Here is a 14,277-nt window from a genome sequence, read left to right on the forward strand (position 1 = left end):
CAGGCTAGGGCTGAACACGGCCGAACAGGCCCGACCCCCCTCCACGCCGCCTACCCTGGAAACCGTGAATGATGGCCGTCGAACGCTGGTGGCCACCGACATCGACGGCACCCTCGTCCCCGACGGCACGCTCGAACTCCCCGCCTACACCGCGGACGTGCTCCGACGTCTCGACACCGCCGGCGTCCCCGTCGTCTTCGTCACCGGCCGACCGCTGCGGTGGATGACCGGCTTCTGGCCCCACGTCGGCCACCACGGCATGGCGATCGTCTCCAACGGCGCCATCACGTACGACGCCCACGCCCGCGAGATCGTGTCGTTCACGGGCATCGCGGCAGAGGAGGGTCTCGCGCTGTCCGCGGCCATCTCCGCCGCGCTCCCCGGCGCCCGATTCGCGATCGAGTGCGCTGACGGCATCCGTCTCGATCCGCGATTCGCCGCGCGCACCGCCGTCGCGGAGGCCCCGCGCGGTCCCCTCCCGGAGATCTGGACCGACCCGGCAATGAAGCTGCTGGTGCGCGATCCTGACGTCGACGCCGACCTCCTGCAGGGCGAGATCGCCACGATCGTCGGTGATGCCGCGACGGTCACCTGGACCATGCCGGGCCTGGTCGAGATCAGCGCGGCCGGCGTCACGAAGGCCAGTGCGCTGCACGTCCTCTGCGAGCGTCTGGGTGTCGACCCCGACAAGGTCATCGCGTTCGGCGACATGCCCAACGACATCCCGATGCTGTCGTGGGCGGGCACGAGCTACGCGATGGCCGGCGCGCATCCGACGGTCCGTGAGATCGCCGATCGCACCGCGCCGCCGACGGCCGACGAGGGCGTCGCCCAGGTGCTCGAACACCTCTTCGCGCCCGCCTGATCGCGCCCGGCGTATCACCACCGCCCGGAGGTCCTCTTCCACGGGGAGGAGGGCACCGATGTCCGTTCTTTCCGTTCCCGCCGTCGCACCGCCGGCTGTCAGCGCTGCGCCCCGCCGCGGCATCCGGTTCTGGGTTCGCCGCTATCTGCTCGCCGAGATCGTCGGCACCGCCACGCTCCTGCTCCTCGGCCTTCTGATCCTCGAGTGGATCACGCACCCTGTCGCCGTCGCCGTCGCCGCCATCATCGGCGAGAGCCTGGGGTTCTATGCCGTGCTCGCGGTGATCGTGCTCCTCGAGCAGCGCCGGCTCGGGCGCCGCGGCTTCCGAGCCCTCAGCCTCACCGTCGTCCTTCTCGTCGCCGAGTTCGGCGCCGCCGAGCTGGTCGATTCGTTCGTCGTCCGCCCCGCGGCGATCTCGCTCTGCGTGTGGCTCATCCCGGAGCCGTTCTGGGGGCTGCTGGCGGGGAAGATCCTCGCCGATCTCGTCTTCTACGCGATGGCCGCGACCAGTTTCGTCCTCACGACCAAGACCCGGCTCCGCCCCGCACACCCGGAGAAGGCCTCATGAATGAGACCCCCACCGACCTGATCGAGCGCCGTCGACGTGAGTGCGCGACGGTGATGAAGACGGATGCCGCGCGTGCGGCCGTCGCACTCCATGGCACGCCGGTGCTGCTGCTCGACCCCTCGATCGTCGTGCGCCAGTACACCAGGCTGCGGGACGCGCTGCCCTTCGTCCGCTTCCACTACGCGGTGAAAGCCTGCGCGCACCCGGCGGTGATCGCCGCGCTCGCCGAGGAGGGATGCGACTTCGATGTCGCCTCGGGCGAGGAGATCGGGCTCCTCGACGACCACGGTGTTCTCGACGGCGGAGATGGGGCAGAGCGCGTCATCCACACGCACCCCATCAAGAAGGCCGTCGAGATCCGAGAGGCGCTCGCCGCGGGCATCCGCACCTTCGTCGTCGACAACGAGACCGAGCTCGAGAAGTTCCGCGAACACCGCCGGGCCGGCGTGCGACTGCTCGTCCGCCTGGCGTATCGGAGTCCCCACGCCGGCAGCGACCTGTCGAGCAAATTCGGAGTGGATGCCGACCGTGCGGCGGCCATCGTCACCCGCGCCGACGCCGTCGGTCTCACCGTGGCGGGGTTCAGCTTCCACGTCGGGAGCCAGCTCGACGACCCCGCGCGATTCGCCGCGGCCATCCACGACACCGCCGCTCTGATGACCCGGCTCGAGGTGGAGCGGGGTCGCCGGTTCACGGTGCTCGACATCGGCGGCGGGTTCCCCGTCGCCTACGACCGACCGGTCGCGGAGCTCGAGGAGGTCGCTCGGGCGATCCGTCCGGCGCTCACCTCGCTCGCCGAGCACTACGAGATCCTGGCTGAACCCGGCCGCATCCTCGTCGCCGAATCGGCGCTCCTCGTCACGAGCATCGACGGCCTCGCCGACCGGCCCGACGGCCGCTGGTTCTACCTCGACGACGGGCTGTACGGCTCGTACTCGAACGTGCTCACCGAGGGCGTGAATCCGCTGGTCTTCGCCGAACGCGACCTCGCCGGCGCGACCGGTCCTCGCATCAGCGCGACGCTCGCCGGCCCGACGTGCGACTCCGCCGACGTCATCACCCGGGGCGCGGACATGCCCGAGCTGCGCATCGGCGACCTCGTCGTCAGCCCGGCGATGGGCGCCTACACCTCGGTGACCGCGACCCGCTTCAACGGGCGCCCGTTCACCCCGGTCGCCGTTCTCACCCCGGTCCGCCGGCCCGCCGGGGCGATGTCCAGACTGACGTGACACGATAGACGACGCTCCGCCTTGAAGAAGGCGCATCACAGTCAAGGAGGGGCGCTCATGCCGACATGGTGGGAACACCTGATCCACGTCGCGACGGGGAGGTCTCGTCGTCACGTCGATCTTCCCGATCTTCGTCATTTGCCCTCGCGGCGGGTGGCGCTCGAACGCACGCACTACGTCGTGAACGATCCCGAGCGGCATCACCGCCGCCAGCGCCTGTACGTCCTTCGTCACGAGACCGATCGCCGCTCGCGCCGTCCCGCACGGGTCGCGGTGTTCTCGAACGGGCGGGACGTGGGGTATCTGCCGTCGCGCGTGGCGGCGAGGGTCGCGCCGCACCTCGATACGCTCGGGGGCGCAGCGCTCGTGAACGGCGCGGGCCCGGCGACCGACAGCATCCGACTCCGCGTGGATCTGCCGACGGATGTCGCCCTCGCGGACTTCACCGAAACCCGCGCACAGCACGAGGAGACGTCGATGACGCGCATCACCTGGCAGGGTCTCGAGGCCGCGAGCACCGAGACGTGCACCGTCGAGTTCGACGCCGCCGGCATGACCGCCGTCGGCGTCGTGGACATCGACGGCGACCGCCTCGACTACCGGGTGGTCACCGACGCGACGGGCCAGTTCCGCACCGCCGATCTCGCCGTGGGCGAACGCACCCTCAGCCTGTCGTTCTCCGACGGGCGGTGGCTGGTGAACGGTGAGCACCGCGGCGACCTGGACGGGGCGACTGAGATCGACATCCAAACGACGCCGCTGACCAACACCCTGCCGATCCGTCGACTGGGTCTCACGGTCGGCGAGAGTGCCGACATCGACACCGCGTGGATCGCGGTGCCCGCCCTCACCGTCGTGCGCGACCCGCAGCGCTACACCCGGCTCGACGAGCGGCAGTGGCTGTACGAGTCGCGCGACTCCGACTTCCGCGCCCTCCTCACGGTCGATGGCGACGGTCTGGTGCTCGACTACCCCGGCCTCTTCCGCGCGATCGGCTGAGCTGACGGGTCAGAGCGCGGGACCTTGGTCCCGTCTCGGGCGCGAGAGCCGCGACATCCTCTTCTCAACGGATCGGTGACGGGGGCATGGGGGTGCCGCGTCGACGATCTCGGCGCGAGGAGGAGGGATGACCGGTCCCAGCCACGCTGCGACGGCGCCAGTGGCGCCACACCCACGTCGTGCGGGCTGGTGGTCGCTCCTCCTCCCCGTGGCGTGACAGCATGGGCGCCATGAACGCGACCGGTCACGTCATCAAGCCGCTGACGCCCGAGACGTTTCCGGCATGGCTCGCCCTCGCCGAGAAGCACAACGGGGTGTGGGGCGGCTGTTACTGCTCCTATTTCCACGGGAACACGGGAGCCACCGTCAAGGCCGACCACGACGGACCGACGTTCAAGAAGCGGCTGGTCGACGAGGGGGTCGCCCGCGCCGCGCTCGTCTTCGACGGGGACGCGGCGATCGCATGGTGTCAGTTCGGAAGCCCCGACGATCTGCCGAACATCTATCACCGCAAGCAGTACGACGCCGGCGAGACACGTCCCGCGCCCTGGCGCATCACGTGCTTCTTCGTCGACCGTGACCATCGACGCTCGGGGGTGGCCCGCGAAGCGCTCGACGGCGCGCTCGCGCTCATCGCCGAGGCGGGCGGGGGCGAGGTCGTGTCCTTCCCGAACGAGCTCGTGCCCGGCAAGCGGACCTCTTCGTCCTTCCTGCACAACGGCACGCGCGCGATGTTCGAGAAGGCGGGCTTCGCCTTCGAGCGGCACATCGGCAAGAGCAAGACCGTGATGCGCATCACGGTTCCACCCGGGTCCGACGATCAGCCCAGCCAGTCCGCCTCATCCGCGCCCCACTCGCCACCGACGACGGCGTAGTGCTCGGGCGCGCCCGGAAACGCCAGCGGCGGGGGCGCGGTGACGAGCGCTGCCGCCTCGGTCGCCGGGTCGGCCGATGTCAGCAGCGCGTGGGCGGTGCGGGCGAGAGACATGCGGATGTCGATCGACCCGCCCTCCCGCCGTTGAGCGTCGAGTGCCCGCACGATGCCCGCCGCGAGGAAGTGCCCGGTGGCGTGATCGAGGGCCTGGACGGGGAGCGCGCCAGGCGTCTCGCCGTCGGAGCTCTCCACCATCGCGATACCGCTCACCGCCTGCACGATGCTGTCGAATCCGCGTCTCGCGGCCCACGGTCCGTCGGCTCCCCACGCCGAGACCGAGGCGGTCACGAGTCCCGGATGCCGCGCGGCGAGGTCTTCGGGTTCGAGACCGAACCGCGCCAGCGCCCCCGGGCGGTATCCGGTGACCACGACGTGCGCGCGGGACAGCAGCCGCTCGAACGTCGCGTGGTCGTCGGCCCGTCGAAGGTCGAGCAGTGTCGAGCGCTTCCCCTGCCCGGTGTCGAGGTGAATCCACCCCGTCTCGGGGAGGGCCGGGGAGTCGATCCGGAGCACATCCGCGCCGGCGAGCGCAAGGTCGCGCGTCGCGATCGGTCCCGCGATCACCCGCGTCAGGTCGAGCACCCGGAAACCCTCGGGTCGTGGTGCGGCATCACCGATCCGCCGCCGCTCCACGATCGGCGCCGCCGCGACGACCCGCCCCTGCTCGTGCTGTCGCCATGCCTCCGGGCTGCGCACGCGTCCGACGATCGCTCCGATCTCGGCGGCGTCGTCCTCGAGTTCGGTCGCGGTGCGTGCCGCGATGGCCGCCGTCGCGGCATCCGTCCCCCCATCGTCCGCGAGCCCGAGCAGTCGGCGGAGCGCCCGCTCGTGGTGCGGGTAGTTCGCGTGGGTTCGGACCCACCCGTCGCTCGTTCGCCAGAAGCCCGACAGCGGCGCCCACGCCGACGGCGCCGCACCGTGGATGCGCAGCGCCTTCTCGCTGCCGAAGGATGCCGCCACCCGCGTGCGGTCGACGCGCACCGGGGACGCGTCGCCGTGGAGGAGTGCGATCGCGAGTGATGCCAATGCGACGCTGTCGGTCGCAAGGGATCCGACCGGCAGATGCGCACCCCACGGGAACGAGCCGGACGGTTCGCCGACGAGTTCCCTCGCCTCCGCGCTGAAGCCGAGCGCGTCGGCCACCTGCCCGCCCACGGCTAAGAGTGTCATGCCGGTAGTGAAGCATCGCATCGCCTGACCGGGCAGGACCGCTTTGCATCGACTGGCCTGTAAATCACTTGACGCTGATATCAGCGTGGCGTGATACTTGCAGTGTGGATCCGTTCGTCGTTCTCAGTGACCCGCTCCGTCGGCGGGTCGTGGAAGACCTCGCGCGTGGTCCCCGGACCGCAGGAGAACTGACCGCGCGGGCGCGTGAGGTCTTCGCGGTGTCACAGCCTGCGGTCTCGAATCAGCTGCGGGTGCTGCGCGATGCCGGGTTCGTTCGCGTCACTCGTCAGGGCTCGCGGCGCATCTACGAACTCGACCGTGCGCCCCTGGCGGAGATCGACCGTTGGATGGCGCGGCAGCGCCGATTCTGGAACGACCGGCTCGATGCCCTCGACGACTCTTTGGACTCCCATGACTGACACTCGCGAGCTCCGGCTCAATCGCCTCATCCACGCGCCTCTCGACCAGGTCTGGACCGCGTGGACGACCCCCGCAGGCCTTCGCACGTGGTGGTGGAATCACTGGCCGGAGACGCAGATCTCGGCCGACGCCGTCGTCGGCGGCAGGTACCGCTTCGCCGCGCCCCAGGTCGGGATCGTCGTGTCGGGGGAGTACCTCACGGTCGACGAGCCGCATCGTCTGTCGTTCACCTGGCGATGGGAGGACGCGGACGGGGTGCAGGACGGTGAGATCGTCGATGTCACCTTCGTGACGGTCGCTCAGGGGACGAGAGTGACGATCGTTCACCGCGGCCCGTGGCAGGGGGCGTCCGCGGCGGAGGACTATCGCCAGGGGTGGACGTTCGTGCTCGATGCCCTCGCGGCGCACACCGCCGACGCCTCACGGCCCGGCAACCAGTCGGTCGCCGGGCCGTGAGGCGCGGACGTGATCAGCGGGCGGCGACCAGGCGCGCGCCGGCGATCATGAGCGGGGCGTAGCAGGCGAATCCGAGGAGCGCACCAACCGGTCCGAGGCCGAAGGCCGGGACGACCCAGGGGAGGAAGCCGAGCGGGGCGATCCACCACGAGACGGCCTTGGCGCGGGCGAGGGCGAGCGAGAGCAGCGCGATGCCGACCAGGCCCCCGATCATGCCGGAGAACTGCCAGATCGCGACCGACCACTCCTTGGCGACGGTGTCCATCAGCACGGCATCCTCGATCGACAGCACGTTGCCGGCGCTGACGAGGAACCAGTCCGACAGCAGCAGGCCCGACATCTGCACGGCGCCGAACGCGGTCATCACCGCGGCGATCGGCAGGAAGATCCGGCCCCGGCGGCTGCGCAGCAGGCCGAGGGTGGCGAGGGTGCCGAAGACGAGGGCGACCCAGCCGTAGTGCAGGGCGTTCGCCGACACGAGGCTGAGCGCCGGGTCGGCGGCGAGCGATTCGATGTACCCGGCGGTGCCGGGCGAGGTCTGCTGCGGCGAGGTGAGCATGCCGACGGTGAAGAGCAGCGGCGCGGCGATGAGGCCGGCGCCGCCGATCCGCTGCAGGCGGTTCGGCCGGACGGGGCCGAGGTCGATCCGCTTCTGCTTCTTCGCCGCGGGTGCGGCGGGGACTGCGGGAGCGGGCGTGGAGGTGAAGAGGTCCATGGTGGTGTGTGCCTTTCGGGCGGTTCTGGTTGGTGATCCCAGATTCCCGGCCCGGCGACCCAGGCCCCCAGGGAGCGGTGTCCCGCGGTTGTCCCGTTCGCAGCCCGGGATCAGGGACGCCCGAGTCCCGCGTCGCGGGCGCGCACGATCGCTTCGGCGCGGTCGGCGACCTGCAGCTTGGCGAAGATGTTCGAGACGTTGTTGCGGACCGTCTTCGGTGACAGGAACAGCGCCTGGGCGATCTGCGGGTTCGAGCGCCCCGCGGCGAGCAGATCGAGGATCTCGCGCTCCCGCGCCGTCAGCTGCGGGAACACCTCCGCAGCGGGGGAGGACGCCGGCCCCATGGCGAAGAAGTCCGCGACGCGCCTCGCGATGGCGGCGCCGAACACCAGCTCGCCGCCGGCGACGGCGGTGATCGCCGCCCGGATCTGGTGCTGGCTCGCGCCCTTGACGAGATACCCGCGGGCACCCGCGCGCATCGCGGCGAAGACGGTCTCGTCGTCCTCCGACATCGTGAGGATGACGACGGCGAGATGGGGGTGTCGCGCCACGATCTCCTTTGTGGCGGCCAAGCCGTCGAGCCGCGGCATCTGCACGTCCATCACGACGACATCGGCGTCGGCGGCGTCCGTCGTCTCGATCGCTTCCGCGCCGTCGGTGGCGGTCGCGGCGATCTCGATGCCGTCCATCGACTCCAGCAGCATCGACAGGCCCTCGCGGTAGACGGGGTGGTCGTCGACGAGGATGACGCGGATCGGTTCAGCGGACATTCACGACCTCCTGTGGCAGGGGGAGAAGGACCCGGATGACGGTGCCCTCACCCTCGCGGGACGAGACTTCGAGCGTGCCGCCGAGCTCAGCGGCCCGCTCGCGCTGCGAGTGCAGCCCGACTCCGTCCGAGCCCGCCCCCGCACGACCTCGCCCGTCGTCGCGGACCTCGACGCGCAGCATCCCATCTTCCGGCGAGAGTTCCACCTCGACCCGGCTGGCCCCCGAATGCTTGTGCGCATTCATGAGCGCTTCCGAGGCGATGCGGAACGCGGCGACCTCAACGGCGGGCGGCAGGTCTCGTGGCACCTCTCCCGAGACGGTGACGGCCATGCCGCCGCCGCTCAGCCGCGCGGATTGCTGCTCGAGCGCCCCGAAGAGGCCGAGGTCGTCGAGGGCGGGTGGGCGGAGGTCGTGGACGATGCGGCGGATCTCGCCGATGACCTCCGACTGGTCGTCGATCGCGGCGTCGACGAGCGCGAGCGAGCGTGCGGGGTCTCGATCGGCGAGGTTGCGCGCCGTCTCCAGGCGCAGCTTGACCCCTGCGAGCAGGGGACCGAGTCCGTCGTGCAGCTCGCGACGCAGGCGTGAGCGCTCCTCCTCACGTGCGAGCACGAGCTTCTCGCGGCCGGCCTGCAGCTCGCGCCCCAGCTCGGCACTGCGGACGGATGCGGCGGCGAGCCGCACCAGGTCGCCGAGGAGGCGCTGATCGCGAGTGGAGACCACCGGGCGGCGCCCCGCTTCGATGAGGATGCGGCCGATGATCTCGCCGCGGTGGTCGATGGGCACCTCGGCGGCATCGGCGAGGGGTGTGCCGAAGGTCGCGACCATCGCCTCGCCGCCGGGGCGATCGAGCTCGACCCGCACCGATCGCGAGCCGAACGCCTCGGCGATCGCGGCGGCGAGCTCCCGCAGCTGCGCGGGCGCGTCGGGGGCGCGGTCGAGGCGTTCGCCGAACGACGACACGACGGCGTAGGGGTCTCCGCGGCGTCCGCTGACGAGGCGGCTGGCGACGGCGTACAGCCTGCCGCGGAGGGGCGCGTAGGCCACGGTGACGGCGACGACGGCGAGGAGCATGGCGACCCGGTCGTCGATGGCGGTGCCGACGGCGAGCACGATGAGCACGTCGACCAGCACGATCCCGCCGATGAGCAATCCGTACACGAGCGTCCACGACAGCAGCCGGTCGATGGCGTAGAGGCGGTAGCGGGTGACAGCGACCACCACCGAAGCGCTGACCAGCCCGATCGTGATCCCGAGCAGCAGGTCGACGAGCCCGGTAGGCACGTTCGGAAAGACGAAGACGAGCGTCACGATGAAGATGAGCGCCGACCACACCAGCCAGCGCAGCTGCGCACGCTCGACCGGGGTCGCACCGAAGCGTCGACTCACACAGACGACGAGCCCCGACAGCAGTCCGAGCCCGAGGCACGGGACCGCAGCCGCGAGCAGGCCGAGCCACACTCCCGTCGGGAGTGGAAGCGTCGGCAGCACCGGCTCGAATGCCGCGAGCAGGGCGGTGCGATCGTCGTTGTCGAGGCTCAGCGCCTCGGCGGGGGCGAACAGGAACGCGAAGGGCAGGACGAGCCCGAGCACGATGGCGGCGATCGAGACGACGCGCCAGACGCCGGGGCGCAGGCGCCCGTCGGGAAACAGGAGCAGCAGCAGGATGATCGGGAAGATGAGCACCGCGCCGAACCGACTGAAGAACCAGAACGACGGCGGCGCCCACCACGCGCCCTGATCGAAGTACCAGGCGTAGTTGACCGCCGCGGCGGCGAGTCCATCGACGATCCAGAACGTCCCGAACAGTGTCAGAACCACCGCGATCGGATGCCACGGCAACCGCCACAGCAGCAGGGCTCCGGGGATGAGCATCGCGACGCCGGGGAGCACGCCCGACCAGCCGGACGACAGCGGCGGTTGCGGATGGGTCGGCAGCACGGCCAGGTCGAGCGCCAGCGCCCCGATACCCGAGACGATCGAGATCGCCACCGCGACGAGGGTGGCGGCGCGGCTGGCGGCGGCGCGGGTCATCCGCTCATCGTTCCAGGTGGGGTGTCCCGCTGTCACGGGACACGTGTCCCTGTCTTCCGCCGATCACGATGGGTACGGTTTCCCCATGCCGACTCTCCGCCACAACGGTGCCCGCCTCTCGTGGGAGGTCGCCGGCCCCGACGCTGCTCCGGCGCTCCTCTTCCTTCACGCCGGGATCGCGACGTCGGCGATGTGGGATCCGCTGTGGGGGGACCTGCAGCGCGACTTCCGTGTCATCCGCTATGACCTTCGCTGGTTCGGCGACAGCCCCTCCGACGACGTGGAGTACTCCAACCGCGACGACGCGGTCGCCGTCCTCGATGCCGCCGGTGTGGAGCAGGCGATCTTCATCGGGGCCTCCTACGGCGGGGCGGTGGCGATCGACACGGCGCTGGAGTTTCCCGGCCGCGTCGCCGGTCTCGTGACGATCGGGTCGGGTCCGGGAGGCTATCCCGAGGTGGAGCCGACGCGCCGCGAGAAGGAGCTGCTGGCTCCGATCGAGGAGGCGGAGGAGGCGCGCGACTGGGATCGCCTCGTCGAGTTCGAAGCGCTCTACTGGGGTGTCGGGCCCACGCGCGAGACCGCCGACGTCGACCCGATCTTCCTGCAGCGGCTGCGTGAGCTCGGCGCCGCGAACAAGCCACTCCTGGACGGCGATCCCCGGCCGGTGCCGATGGAGCCGCGCGCCTACGGGCGCCTGGGCGAGATCACGGTGCCCGCACTGTTCATCGTCGGTGAGCACGACACGTCCGCCGCGCGGGCGCAGGCCGAGGCCCTCGCGGAGGCCGTCGACGGGTCATCCCTCCATGTCTTCCCGGGCACGGCGCACATGCCGAGCGTGGAGTATCCGCAGCCATTCCTCGGCCTGCTGCGGGAATGGCTCACGGGGCAGGTCGCCGGCTGATAGCAGGGCGGTGACCGCGCGACAACCCCGGACCCCGGAAACCGGCGCCCGCGACAGACTGGTGGCGGAGGATCTCACCAGATGACGTCATCACAGCCGCCGCGCCTGTCGCTCTTCGTCGAGCCGGCCGAATGGGTCGAGCAGGCGCTCGCCGCGGCGGCGGTGATCGACGGGCTCGGCGTCGACGTGCCCGTGACGCTGGCGTGGGCTGCCGAGGTCGGGCGGATGCTGCCCCGCGATGCCTCGCTCACCGACCGCTGGCAGCTGCTCGTCGGCACCGCGTTCCTCGATGTCGGCGCCGCGCGAACCCTCGAACCGCACCTCGACGCGCTGGCCATCCTCGGCGAGGCGGGCATCGGGCCCGACGGCTCCGATCCGGACGGCCCCGATCCGGACGGCGCCGCGACGTGGGGGGTCTTCGCCGCCGAAGGCGCCGGCACGCGGCTGACGGCCGAGCCGGATGCCACGGGCTGGACGATTCACGGGACGAAGCCGTGGTGCTCGCTGGCCGGTTCGCTCTCGCACGCGCTCGTCACGGCGTGGGTCGACGATGAGCATCGACGGCTCTTCGCGGTTCCGCTTCGCCATGAGACCGTGACTGCGCGCTCCGGTCCCTGGCACGCCCGTGGCCTCTCGCAGGTGGTCAGCGCCCCCGTGGACTTCGCCGGCACACCCGCCGAGCCGGTCGGCGACGCCGGCTGGTATCTGCGCCGCCTCGGCTTCGCGCACGGCGGGGTGGGGGTCGCGGCAGCGTGGTGGGGTGGGGCAATGGGTCTCCTTCCCGCGCTGCGCGCCGCGGCCAGCGCCGAACGCGCCGACCAGATCGCCCACCAGCATCTGGGCGATGCCGATGCGGCGCTGTGGGCGGCACGCGCGGTGCTGGCCGAGACCGCCGACGTGTTCTCCGCCGGTCCGCGGGCCGATGCGGGGCTGCTCGCGAACCGCGCCCGCACCGTGACTGTTCGTGCGGCGACGCTCGCGCTCGAGACGGCCGACCTCGCGCTCGGGCCCCTGCCGCTCGTCGCCGACGAGGCCCACGCGCGACGCGTGGCCGACCTGCACCTCTATCTCCGCCAGCACCACGGTGCGCGCGACGCGGCGCGGATCGGGCGCGACCTCGCAGCGTCGGAGCAGCCGTGGTGACCTTCAGCCACCTCGATACCGGCACCGACGAGGAGCGCTGGCAGGCCGCGTTCGATGCGCGTCGGCTGCCGAACGCCGACGTCGACGTCGATACGCTCGTCGTGGTCTCGGCCCACCCCGACGACGAGACGCTCGGCGTCGCCGGACTCATGCACACGGTCGCAGCGCGCGGCGGCCGGGTCATGGTCGTCGTCGCGACCGACGGCGAGAACTCCCACCCCGCCTCGCCCACCCATACGCCCGACGACCTGCGTTCGGTGCGTCGCGGCGAGGTGCGCGAAGCGCTGGACAAGGTCTGCCCCGCGGCATCCGTCGCCTTCCTCGGTCACACCGATGGCGGCCTCGATGCCGTGCAGGTGCCGCTGACCGGCGAGATCGAAGCGCTCGTGCGGACGGTCGGCACGCCACGCTCGCGCACGCTCGTCGTCTCGCCGTGGACCGGCGACGCGCACCGCGACCACCGGATCGCCGGCGAAGCCGCACACGCCGTCGCCCGGCACCTGGGCGTTCGCTATCGGGCGTACCCGATCTGGCTCTGGCACTGGGGGAGCGCGGATGACCCGCCGTGGGGTCACATCGAACTGGTGCCGCTCGGCGCCGAGACCCGCCGGGCGAAGGGCGAAGCGCTCGCCGCCCACCGCAGCCAGACGGCGGCGCTGTCTGCCGCGCCCGGCGACGAGGCGATCGTGAGCGGACGGATGCTGCAGCACTTCACCCGCGGCTTCGAGACCTTGATCCGTATCGACGACGATCCCGCGACCGACGAGGCGTGGCACAGGTCGACGCCGAAGGAGCACTTCGCCGACCTCTACGCCCGCCGCCCTGACCCGTGGGGCTTCGAGACCCGCTGGTACGAAGAGCGGAAGCGCGCGGTGCTGCTCGCGTCGCTGCCCCGACCGCGCTACGAGCGGGCGGTCGAACTCGGCAGCTCGACCGGGGTGCTGACCGCGCAGCTCGCCGAACGGTGCGACGAGCTCGTCGGCGTCGACTTCGCCGACGCGGCGCTCGAGACCGCGCGCGATCGACTGGGTGAGCGTGAGAACGTCACGCTCGTGCGCGCGACGCTTCCGGCGGAGTGGCCCGAGGGCACGTTCGACCTCATCGTGATGTCGGAGGTCGGCTACTTCTGGGACGCCCCCGACCTCGAACGCGCCATCGGGTCAGCCATCGCGTCGCTGCGCCCCGAGGGGCATCTCGTCGCGTGCCACTGGCGGCATCCGGTCGACACCAATCCCGTGAGCGGTGACGGGGTGCACATCGCGCTGCGCACTCAGCACGAACTCGCGGTGGTCGTGCGGCACGAAGAGGATGACTTCCTGCTCGAGGTCTTCGCTCGTCCTCCGGCGCCGTCCGTCGCGCGCGAAACAGGCATGCTGTGATCGCGATGGCCGTCGTCGTGCCCGTGCACGACGAGCAAGAGCTGCTGGCGCGCTGTCTGACCTCGCTCACCGCCGCAGTGGGCGCCGCCGAGCGGGCGGGGGTGCGCGTGGAGGTCGTCACGGTGCTGGATGCCTGCACCGACCGGTCGGCCGCCATCGCCGACGGGTTCGACGTGACGGTGGTCGAGGTCTCGGCGGCGCGGGTGGGCGCCGCACGCCGTGCGGGAGTGGCCGAGGCGCTGCGCCTGCTCGACCCGGTCGACCTGGGCGACGTGTGGATCGCGAACACCGACGCCGATTCGGCGGTGCCCGCGAACTGGCTCACCCATCAGCTCACGCTGATGCGGGCGGGCTCCGATGTCGTGCTCGGCACAGTGCGTCCCGACTTCGCCGACCTCGCGCCCGCGCACGCGGCGTACTGGCGCGCCACCCACCATCGGGGCCGCCCGCCCGGCAACACGCACGGCGCCAATCTGGGGGTCCGGGGGAGTGTGTACCGCGCCGCCGGGGGGTTCACCGAGGTGCCTGAGCACGAAGACGTCCGGCTCGTCGAGGCGGCCCGTGCGCTCGGCGCGGTCGTCACCGCGAGCGATGTCGCCGAGGTGCTCACGTCGGGACGTGTCGAGGGGCGGACCCCGGGAGGGTATGCCGCCTTCGTCCGCGCCACGGCGGCGCAGTTCGCCTGAGCCG

At 71.4% G+C, this 14,277-nt stretch carries 15 protein-coding genes; 11 read left to right on the forward strand and 4 right to left on the reverse strand.

Translation table 11 applies throughout. From position 1 onward, the window contains the following. Positions 1–64: 64 nt before the first annotated feature. From QSU92_RS12995 to QSU92_RS13015, 5 genes are all read left to right on the forward strand, one after another. Entirely contained in the window at positions 65–865 is an 801-nt protein-coding gene (locus tag QSU92_RS12995) for an HAD family hydrolase (protein WP_289262549.1), read from the forward strand. Positions 866–923: 58 nt separating this feature from the next. Further along, a complete protein-coding gene (locus QSU92_RS13000; RefSeq protein WP_289262551.1) occupies positions 924–1,433 on the forward strand; it encodes a hypothetical protein in 510 nt (169 codons plus the stop codon). After that, positions 1,430–2,662: a type III PLP-dependent enzyme gene (locus QSU92_RS13005; protein WP_289262553.1), complete on the forward strand. Its 1,233-nt coding sequence runs from the start codon at positions 1,430–1,432 to the stop codon at positions 2,660–2,662. The genes QSU92_RS13000 and QSU92_RS13005 overlap by 4 nt, the downstream gene beginning before the upstream one ends. Before the next feature lie 57 nt (positions 2,663–2,719). Continuing rightward, on the forward strand, positions 2,720–3,661 hold the full coding sequence (locus QSU92_RS13010; RefSeq protein ID WP_289262555.1) for a putative glycolipid-binding domain-containing protein: 942 nt from the start codon (positions 2,720–2,722) through the stop codon (positions 3,659–3,661). A 230-nt stretch (positions 3,662–3,891) separates the two neighbouring features. Further along, positions 3,892–4,536, forward strand: coding sequence for a GNAT family N-acetyltransferase (locus QSU92_RS13015; protein ID WP_289262557.1), 645 nt, complete (start codon positions 3,892–3,894; stop codon positions 4,534–4,536). Here the strand turns inward: QSU92_RS13015 and QSU92_RS13020 are convergent. After that, a complete protein-coding gene (locus tag QSU92_RS13020; RefSeq protein ID WP_289262558.1) occupies positions 4,482–5,765 on the reverse strand; it encodes a CoA transferase in 1,284 nt (427 codons plus the stop codon). The genes QSU92_RS13015 and QSU92_RS13020 overlap by 55 nt on opposite strands. Before the next feature lie 104 nt (positions 5,766–5,869). On the opposite strand from QSU92_RS13020, the gene QSU92_RS13025 reads away from it, so the two are divergent. Then, positions 5,870–6,184 carry an ArsR/SmtB family transcription factor gene (locus QSU92_RS13025; protein ID WP_289262559.1) on the forward strand — a complete coding sequence of 105 codons (315 nt, stop codon included), beginning with the start codon at positions 5,870–5,872 and terminating at the stop codon, positions 6,182–6,184. After that, on the forward strand, positions 6,177–6,641 hold the full coding sequence (locus QSU92_RS13030) for an SRPBCC family protein (RefSeq protein WP_289262561.1): 465 nt from the start codon (positions 6,177–6,179) through the stop codon (positions 6,639–6,641). The genes QSU92_RS13025 and QSU92_RS13030 overlap by 8 nt, the downstream gene beginning before the upstream one ends. 13 nt (positions 6,642–6,654) lie before the next feature. Here the strand turns inward: QSU92_RS13030 and QSU92_RS13035 are convergent, their stop codons facing one another. The 3 genes from QSU92_RS13035 to QSU92_RS13045 all read right to left on the reverse strand — a co-directional run bounded on the left by QSU92_RS13035 (position 6,655) and on the right by QSU92_RS13045 (position 10,161). Continuing rightward, a complete protein-coding gene (locus QSU92_RS13035; protein WP_289262563.1) occupies positions 6,655–7,356 on the reverse strand; it encodes a hypothetical protein in 702 nt (233 codons plus the stop codon). Between the two features lie 110 nt (positions 7,357–7,466). Next, on the reverse strand, positions 7,467–8,126 hold the full coding sequence (locus QSU92_RS13040; RefSeq protein WP_289262565.1) for a response regulator transcription factor: 660 nt from the start codon (positions 8,124–8,126) through the stop codon (positions 7,467–7,469). Next, positions 8,116–10,161: a sensor histidine kinase gene (locus tag QSU92_RS13045; protein WP_289262568.1), complete on the reverse strand. Its 2,046-nt coding sequence runs from the start codon at positions 10,159–10,161 to the stop codon at positions 8,116–8,118. Before QSU92_RS13045 ends, QSU92_RS13040 begins: the two co-directional genes overlap by 11 nt. Positions 10,162–10,246: 85 nt before the next feature. Here QSU92_RS13045 and QSU92_RS13050 point away from each other — a divergent pair, with 85 nt between their 5' ends. The 4 genes from QSU92_RS13050 to QSU92_RS13065 all read left to right on the forward strand — a co-directional run bounded on the left by QSU92_RS13050 (position 10,247) and on the right by QSU92_RS13065 (position 14,273). Next, positions 10,247–11,065, forward strand: coding sequence for an alpha/beta fold hydrolase (locus QSU92_RS13050; RefSeq protein WP_289262570.1), 819 nt, complete (start codon positions 10,247–10,249; stop codon positions 11,063–11,065). An 81-nt stretch (positions 11,066–11,146) separates the two neighbouring features. Further along, positions 11,147–12,208: an acyl-CoA dehydrogenase family protein gene (locus QSU92_RS13055; RefSeq protein ID WP_289262572.1), complete on the forward strand. Its 1,062-nt coding sequence runs from the start codon at positions 11,147–11,149 to the stop codon at positions 12,206–12,208. After that, positions 12,205–13,587, forward strand: coding sequence for a bifunctional PIG-L family deacetylase/class I SAM-dependent methyltransferase (locus QSU92_RS13060; RefSeq protein ID WP_289262574.1), 1,383 nt, complete (start codon positions 12,205–12,207; stop codon positions 13,585–13,587). Before QSU92_RS13055 ends, QSU92_RS13060 begins: the two co-directional genes overlap by 4 nt. A 5-nt stretch (positions 13,588–13,592) precedes the next feature. Further along, entirely contained in the window at positions 13,593–14,273 is a 681-nt protein-coding gene (locus tag QSU92_RS13065; RefSeq protein WP_289265906.1) for a glycosyltransferase, read from the forward strand. The last annotated feature ends 4 nt before the right edge of the window (positions 14,274–14,277 follow it).

The sequence above is a fragment of the Microbacterium sp. ET2 genome (assembly GCF_030347395.1).
GTDB classification, from domain to species: Bacteria; Actinomycetota; Actinomycetes; order Actinomycetales; family Microbacteriaceae; genus Microbacterium; species Microbacterium albipurpureum.